Genomic DNA, 6449 nt, shown 5'->3' with positions numbered 1-6449 from the left:
TTCAACGATAAAGTATTCTAGCACGTTGCCATTTTTATCCCGCTTAGCCCATACTTGGTCAAAACCGGGGCCCGGACCAAAGCCTAGCTCCATTTTCGCAGGTGGCGGGGGCTTATAAAAGTGTTGTGCCATATAGGCACTTGCTGCACGTTCACCTTTAACTTCGGTAAGCTTCGCTTTAAATGCACCAATGCGATGGCTTGAATCACCATTTTTAATAGCGTCATCTAGTTTGTTCTTATAAGCCGTTTCATAAGCAGCTAAGTTTTTATAATGGGCATCAAGGGCTGGGTTTCTGACTCGCTTAAGCGCTGTAGCCCCCTTTAAATCATTCCCTTTCGGCGGCTCTAATTCATTGGCTACCGTCTTCTTTGCCCACTACACCCGTGCTTGCCGGTGGCTCAAACTCATCGAGGGCTTTGTTTATGCGATTGCCAATTTCATTTGCGGCATTTTTAACGCCTTGGTCTATTTGCGGGGTGACTTCATCAAGCTGTTTGACCATGGCTTGCATGCCGTCAATGGCCGAGTCTGGCAGTAGGAGGTCGTATTTCCAGCTAGTTGAAATATCTTGCAAGGTATCTCTAAAGCTTTTAATAATTGCTTTGACTTCACTGGCGGCTTGTTTGCCTAAGTCTTGCCAGTTTATTTCGCGCAGGTATTTTACTGGGTCGCCTTTACCCATCTTGCGTAACACTGCAATAGCGGCTTCCATCGATTCGTTGTTGTCATTGGCTTTATCATCAAATAATAATTCGTTGTGGGCTGCGGGGGAATTATGTCGCGGGGTAAACCCGCTGCTACGAATGCGTAGACTCGAATTTACTTGTGCAAAAATGAAAGGCAGGGCACTAATCAGCGGCTGTATTAGCGCCTAGCCAAACAACATCCATGTTGTTAAAGAGCGGGTAAATCAATATTGTTTAATAAGTTTGCTGTGCAGTGATAACGTCATCATCATTATTATCACGCTCAAAGTTCAGGTTGAACTGGCCTTGCCGTGTAATAGTAAAAATGGCGCGCGTCCATTTTTCTGGTTGGTGTTTAGTGGCATTCTCAAACAAAGTACTGAATAACTCGATTATTTCGTTAGAAACAGCGATTGGGTGCTCACTTGAGTCATTTGCTGTTTGATAATGGGCTTTGCATTCAAGTACGCTTTCATCTTCGCAGTTTAAAATAAGTTGTGCTTCAAGCTGCGGCTATTTTATTTGCTGATAAAGGTACTGACCGAGTTGTTGGCGGATGTTTTTTATGTCTGGTTGCATATGCTGTCCTTAGCGTTATAAATTGTTATAGTTAAGATAGAACGCCAAAACTATTAAATAAGGTTATTCCACATCACCTTATTTTTTCTAAATACGTTTCAAACTCAGGAGATTTATCTTCATTATCTATTAGTTGGTTGATTTTTTTCATTAAATCGATTTCCGTATCACTAGGATCACTAAATTGTAATGAAATAAATGGAGTGGGGTGATCAGAAACTACTTTTCTAATTTCTAAGAGTACGTAAAGTGCTATTTCGCTAAAAAATTGGGTTATCTGCTCATCAGTTAGATCTTCATCATATAGCTCATCAAATATTTCTTCTATTTTTTCATTGATGTCGTTAAAGTTCTCATGCTCATAGAAAATATTTTCCCATTCAGATACGGAGTATTTAATTATCAGCCAGTTTTGTTCAGAGAACTTTTCTTTTTTCTGGTTCAAATAACGATTAGAATTCCAAGAAAGACCAAATGCACTAAAACCAGAGTCACAATGAACAGCTATTGTATTGAAGTCCTTTTTTTCGGTAATTAACTTTTTCAAGAGCACTTTATAAATATTACTAAGATCCTCGGCAAGTTGTTTTTTTTTTTCTTGTTCAAGATTCATATTGTTCTGCCTTTCGATATTGTTGCCCATTGTTCTAATACTTTATGTATTCTTTAATATTAACAATTTATCTTTTAACAATAAAATCTGGCAGTTGTTTTTCCACAGTTCATAATAGCTACTTAAATTTATTTTAATTTCAAGTAAAGGTGCAGCAATGTACCAACTTAAATAATAGTCATTGTCAATTCCATACAAGGCTTCAAAAAACGCAAATGTTACTTCATTATCATTTCTTTTTGAGCCTCTAATTAAATCTCCAAACTCATCAAAAAGCCAATAATGTGGAATATCGTCATCTATGTGAGACTCGAACTCAGTAGGCGTTACAAATTTAATTTCAAAATTATCTGTTGCTCTTCGTAGCTCATCATCCAAGTTTTCTAATAAACTAACTTGTTCCAATATAAAGTTTTTGGCATGAAATATGATTTCTTCATCGGTAATATTAACTTTATCTTTGACTTCTTTAATTGACAAAACGTCCTTTATTACCTGAGTAAGCTTCTCTTGTTCAGGAATAAATTGTGTTATCTGATTAACGTTATTAATTATTCCTTCCTCATGAAATAAATAAGTGAAATGGGATTTATCAAATTGTTGTGTACCTTGACAAAAGCATTTCCAATCTTTAATTAAATTTTCCATAAGTTCTCACTATTTTATTTGGGTAATACTGAAGGATCTATTTTCCATCTAGTAATTAAAGTTTCTAACTGAGTATGAAATTGATTTAGAGATTTACTATTGTCAATTATTTCTAGTAATTCTTTGTGAAAGGTTCCTGACCCTTTTTTTCCGTGCATACCTGGAGTGCCACTGTTAGGTACTTTCCATTTTAACTCAGATATTTTTGTTCTAACTCGCTTTATTTCTTCCATGGGGAGGCCCCATTCTTTAAATTTTGGTGTTCTAGCGACCATATACCATTCGTGATAGCCACCAGGCTTTCTAATCCGAGACTCAATATTCTCCCGAATACTTTTATCATCCCAAAGTAATCTCATTTCCTCTAAAGATAAATTATTATACCATTCATTAAACTTATTATTTCTTATAGAAGGAACTTTACCATTTATTAATAATTCATCAATGGATCTATTGGCTACTTTAGCCCCCTTCAAGTCATTCCCTTTCGGCGGCTCTAGTTCATTGGCTACCGTCTTCTTCGGTTTGCCCACTACACCCGTGCTTGCCGGTGGCTCAAACTCATCGAGGGCTTTGTTTACGCGATTGCCAATTTCGTTTGCGGCGTTTTTTACCCCTTGGTCTATTTGCGGGGTGACTTCATCAAGTTGTTTGACCATAGCTTGCATGCCGTCAATGGCCGAGTCTGGCAGCAGGAGGTCATATTTCCAGCTGGTTGAAATATCTTGCAAGGTATCTCGAAAGCCTTTGATTACGGCTTTTACTTCACTGGCGGCTTGCTTGCCTAAATTTTGCCAGTTTATTTTACGTAAATACTGAACAGGGTCACCTTCGCCTACTTTCGTTGGGTAAAGAGCCGGAATACTGCAATAGCGCCTTCCATCGATTCGTTGCTGTCATTGGCTTTATCATCAAATAATAATTCGTTGTGGGCTGCGGGGGAATTATGTCGTGGGGTAAACCCGCTGCTACGAATGCGTAGACTCGAATTTACTTGTGCAAAAATGAAAGGCAGGGCACTAATCAGCGGCTGTATTAGCGCCTAGCCTACCAACATCCATGTTGTTAAAGAGCGAGTAATTATTAATACGTTCAGTTTATTCTGGTTTTGGTGGGTTTACATTAATTAACCAATCAGGAATATACTCATTTTCAACGCTGAGCTGATAGCCTTTGACTTCTTTAGCGATAACAGCCATTGCGGTTAGTGGTATTGAAATGGCGCCACGGTCATTCCACATGCGCTCTTCATCACTGTAATATTCTTGGTGCAGTAATAAAGCTTTTTCCATGGTGCTGTTGTAGGCTTGCTCACCATTTTCGGTGAAAATCGCTTCGATAACAGAGACCAACGGCCACTTGAGACGACTGGCATACAAATACGCTTCATCAATAGGGTAATCATCCGGGTTAGAGGTGATATACGCTTGCTCTAGCAGGTGCGCTAAGTCGGCGCTTGGGGCGAACAGTCCTTTGAGTAAATCAGCTAAGGCGTAATCAAACGGTTTGAGTTGATTGCCGTAATTAGAGTTTACAAACACCTCATTGTCGATGGTGGTTAAAAAATCTATGGCGTCTTGGTTGCGTACGATAATCGCGGCATATAAAGCAAGTAGCCAAACAGGATGCTCTGCATTTTCAGGGTTTTTCTTGCCAACCACCTCTAGGTATTCATCGTCATAAAAAAATGGAAAGGCTTGACCATCATTGGCGTTACTTTGAAAAATACCGAGGCCTAATTGCGATGCGCGTAGCAAGTACAGCCAAGCATGATACCCATTGGGGTTTTCAATGGCTTCCATTGGGAAAGTGTCTATTAGGTTTGTTTTAAAGCTAAAATACATTTGGTAGCCAGGGTTTTTCTGGATCATAGTAATTTCATCTTCTTGCAATCTATTATATAACTTGATTGCTCTTTCATAGCTTCTTTGTGCAAAGCTGTAATGGCTTTTAATCATCTAAAATAACTCCTTAAAATCCGATATCAAAAATAGACACATCAATGGTCTCGATTAAGCCATTGTCATTGGCTTTTTGTTGTATGCCAATATATTCAATACCCTGTTTTCTTTTTGCAATTCTTAACTCATCCAGCATATCTTCAATGCCTTCAACCTGCTCAGTAAACGCTTTTTCGCCGACTTTACCATAGCGAGGGTCTTTTGTGAGGCGTTTCATCTGCTCGGTATAATTATCAATCACAGAATCCATGTACTTGGCGGAGCCTTGCTGTGCACGTTCCTCTCCAGCTATTCTGCTACCCCATGTTGCATTACCGCCTTTGGCTTCCATGATAAGGACTTTACCATCTTCGATGACATACACTTGGTCAAACTCGCCTTGTTTGCCGTTACCGGGTAATTTGGTGTTTAACGGTTTGGCGTTAGGGTAATTTTGTTGTACGTAAATGCGTGCGGCTTCTTCACCTAAATCTTCACTGGCCAATCGCATGGCTTTTTGTGCATCTGTTAATGCTTTAGCGTCGCCTGCCAGTAATGCAGCGTCACGTTGTGCAACGGCTTTATTACGTGCTGTTTCTAATGTTTTTAAACGCTTTCTTGCGGCTGAATCTAAGTTGCTGTGTTTAATTTTTAGTTTTTGTGAAATGGTGTTAAACACATCGATTTGGTCAGATACAGTAACTAACGCGCCATTTTCATAACGCAGTTTCGGTGGTTTACTCCCATCTATGCGCTGTATGATAGCTTTACCGTCTGCATTGGTGTATGCACGGTAGTTGCCACGAATATCATCGGGAAGATTCTCTAATAAATAGTCAGCATGGGCTTTGGCTGACACCTGCGTGGTTACGCCTCGGTTTGTACCTGGTTGTAATGTCGCATCGGGTTTGTCAATGTGCTCAATTAATTTAGGTTGCTCAGGCGACACGGTATGCGAGGTGGTTTTGTTAAGTTGCTTGCGTTTGAGTATGTCGGCCATCTCGACTAATGAGCGATTCGCATTGACGAGATGCTTGGATTTACTTGCCGCAGAGGCTGCGGCTCCCGCACCGCCCGTTAACAGCGCTAATAATATCTCAAACGCCATAACACCGGTTAAACGTTGTTTATCAACGTAGGAATGCGCTTCAATATAGTCATACGGGAAGCGCGCTAATACACTGCGGGTGTCCGCATCGTCCATTAAGGCAAGTAATAGTTCAAACGCCTGTGATAATGCGCTGGTCGTTTTTTGGCTAAAGGCTAAAATGGTTTCAAGTTCTTGTTTAACAGCGTTTTTATCACCACTTGCAACGGCGTCAATCATTCTAAAACAGGCCGAATACACACTGATATTGATATCAATCCCTAGTACGACTAAATCAGCGATACCCGTTACAAGGGATTTAGCGCCTTGATACAGACCCGTTGCTCTTGCGCCGGTTTCAATCATCCATTGGGTAAAAAAGTCTTCTTGCTCAAAAATGGCATCCCCAATCGCGGCTTGCCTGCGAATTTCATCAAGCATGGAGGTAAGGTGTTGATTGAATTCTTTGCGCAATTGAATAAGGCGTTGCTCATCGGCTTGGGTGGTTGCTGACAATGTCACTTGGCTTTTACCTTGTGGTAAATTAGCCAAGGTTGCTACGCCATTCGCCAGGGTGCCGGTGTGTTCAACACCATCATTATCAATAATATGGTAGTCAACACCTTCAATGGCAGAGCCATCATCGTAGAAGTATTCAAGTTCAAGCTGAGCGAGTGCGCCTGCAGATAGCGTATTGTCACTTAAATCAAACGCGGTGATTTGGCTAATACTCGCAGGACTTGAGGCACTTGGGCTACTGGCTGTTTGCGGGCTTTCTATATCGTAATCAACTGGTCCATCAAAGGTGACAATGTTGCTGTCGAGGGTGAGTATATTGGTAGCGATGATGGTGGCGTTGCCTTGGCTATCGAGTTTAATTTCGCCGCCGGCGT

5 protein-coding genes and 2 pseudogenes are annotated in these 6449 nt (G+C 40.6%); all 7 read right to left on the bottom strand.

The window, feature by feature from the left end:
* Positions 1–352: 352 nt before the first annotated feature.
* Entirely contained in the window at positions 353–715 is a 363-nt protein-coding gene (locus H5154_RS23880) for a hypothetical protein (protein WP_259398587.1), read from the bottom strand.
* 208 nt (positions 716–923) lie between these two features.
* Positions 924–1268: pseudogene (locus H5154_RS22110) on the bottom strand (DUF600 domain-containing protein).
* A gap of 73 nt (positions 1269–1341) precedes the next feature.
* On the bottom strand, positions 1342–1881 hold the full coding sequence (locus tag H5154_RS22105) for a DUF4303 domain-containing protein (RefSeq protein WP_182719642.1): 540 nt from the start codon (positions 1879–1881) through the stop codon (positions 1342–1344).
* A gap of 42 nt (positions 1882–1923) precedes the next feature.
* Positions 1924–2529 carry a hypothetical protein gene (locus tag H5154_RS22100; RefSeq protein WP_182719641.1) on the bottom strand — a complete coding sequence of 202 codons (606 nt, stop codon included), beginning with the start codon at positions 2527–2529 and terminating at the stop codon, positions 1924–1926.
* A 14-nt stretch (positions 2530–2543) separates the two neighbouring features.
* Positions 2544–3260, bottom strand: coding sequence for a hypothetical protein (locus tag H5154_RS23875; protein WP_404936151.1), 717 nt, complete (start codon positions 3258–3260; stop codon positions 2544–2546).
* A 366-nt stretch (positions 3261–3626) separates the two neighbouring features.
* The gene (locus H5154_RS22090) at positions 3627–4487 is read right to left on the bottom strand and encodes an immunity 49 family protein (protein WP_182719640.1); all 861 of its coding nucleotides are present in this window, start codon (positions 4485–4487) and stop codon (positions 3627–3629) included.
* A 13-nt stretch (positions 4488–4500) separates the two neighbouring features.
* A pseudogene (locus H5154_RS22085) lies at positions 4501–6449 on the bottom strand (type IV secretion protein Rhs); the annotation flags it as partial.

The sequence above is a fragment of the Pseudoalteromonas sp. SR44-5 genome (assembly GCF_014163675.1).
GTDB lineage: Bacteria > Pseudomonadota > Gammaproteobacteria > Enterobacterales > Alteromonadaceae > Pseudoalteromonas > Pseudoalteromonas rhizosphaerae.
Note: the sequence above shows the minus strand (reverse complement) of the source record. Positions and strands in the feature narration are given on the sequence as shown.